This is a genomic window from Phocaeicola sp. RTP21198st1_B8_RTP21198_201120 (assembly GCF_040929485.1).
Taxonomy (GTDB): Bacteria; Bacteroidota; Bacteroidia; order Bacteroidales; family Bacteroidaceae; genus Phocaeicola; species Phocaeicola dorei.
This window is the reverse complement of sequence record NZ_JBCOCI010000309.1, coordinates 1-1522: the sequence shown is the minus strand read 5'-3', so window position 1 is coordinate 1522 and position 1522 is coordinate 1. Positions and strand designations below refer to the sequence as shown.

Genomic DNA, 1522 nt, shown 5'->3' with positions numbered 1-1522 from the left:
ATCCTGCTCTGGTACGTATTTTTTGTATGGCTTCTATTGCTGTCAAACCATAGCCTTCTGGATCCGCACTCATGCCGTAAGCGTGATGCATGGCTTCTGCGTAGGAAAGTAGGATATCAGATAAGCGAATCATCGGGAATAAGTGGAAAACGGTACCCACATTGGCCTGTCCGAAGTTCAGTGTTTTGTCCTGGAATTTAGCTAAATAATATCCCGTATTGGTCGAACGGTTCTTCACTTGGTTGAGTCCGTCTATGGTTGTGTTATCACTAATTCGCGTATAAATGGTATTCTTTCCATAAACCGAACCGTCATATCCGATAATTGCTGCCAAACGCGGGTCTCTGTTAGTATACATGCTTGCACCGTCAGAAGAATGGGTATAATCGCTTCCATCTTTCATGGTAAATGCATCGATCAATTGCTGTGAAGGTACTGTACCTCCTCCCTGATCTTTTGAGATTGTAGGGGGATAATGCCTGTTTTCCAGAGCATTGTCCTTAGCAGCCGTATAGAATAGGATATATTCCGGATTAGGATTGGCATTGATAAAGATCTTGTCGTACGTTTTAGCAGCAGTAAGAGCTATCAGATTATATTTTTTATTTCCATTCGGAGATATTGTTCCGTCTGCATTTAGATTGATTACATCTGCACAAGCTTTGGCTGCAAGTTTCCAACGTTCCGTCACATCCGAGCCGTCAGTATAGCCTAGTAGTGGATCGTTATTATCTGTTCTGTTGTAGAGTGGGCTTGCGGCATAGAGTAATGTCTTGGCTTTAATAGCAAGTGCCATTCCTTTAGTCATACGGCCATAAGAACCATTCCCACCTTCCGGATCAACTTTTAATACAGCGGCAGCACTCTCACATAACTGTACGATGTGATTGACGCAGTCTTTGAAAGAGTCTCTTGCCTTTGTCTGCAGTTCAGGATCGTCGACTTCGTAAATACGATCGACAATAGGAAAGACTCCGTAGTGTCTTAACAGGTTAAACTCAAATAAGGCTTGTAAACATTCAGTTTCCGCACAATAGGTATCTTTAAATGCCTGGATGTCTTCTTCTGTCTTATTTTGTAACACCAAGTCAGCCTCACGCAAATATTTGCGGGCAAAAATGGCCTGTTGAATTCCATTGTATGACTTATTCCAACATTCTTCAATCGGATTTGAAGAAGTGACATACCCACGAGACAACTTATGAATATCCGAATCTATGATTGTACTTATTCCATCATTGGTGGCTGCATCTAAAAAGGCATTTCCTACGTGGTTGAAGCCTTCGGGAATATATGCATACACCTGATTAATCGGTTTCAGATAGTTCTGTTCATTCGTGAAAATATCATCAGGTTGTGCCCAGTCATAGGGCATGTCATCCAGATAATCACAACCGGAAAATGTTAGTGTTGCGCTTATTGTCAAATAAATTATCGATTTTTTCATGCTATCAGAATTTTAAGGAACAACCTATACTCATGTTTCTCGTCAAAGGAGCTGCCAGTGAAGGAGCTTCAGGAT

The 1522-nt window shown here is 41.5% G+C and carries 1 protein-coding gene; it reads right to left on the bottom strand.

The window, feature by feature from the left end; all coding sequences use genetic code 11:
* The coding region (locus AB5935_RS25755; RefSeq protein ID WP_368327844.1) for a RagB/SusD family nutrient uptake outer membrane protein at positions 1 to 1447 on the bottom strand (1447 nt) is incomplete at its 3' end.
* Positions 1448 to 1522 lie beyond the last annotated feature (75 nt).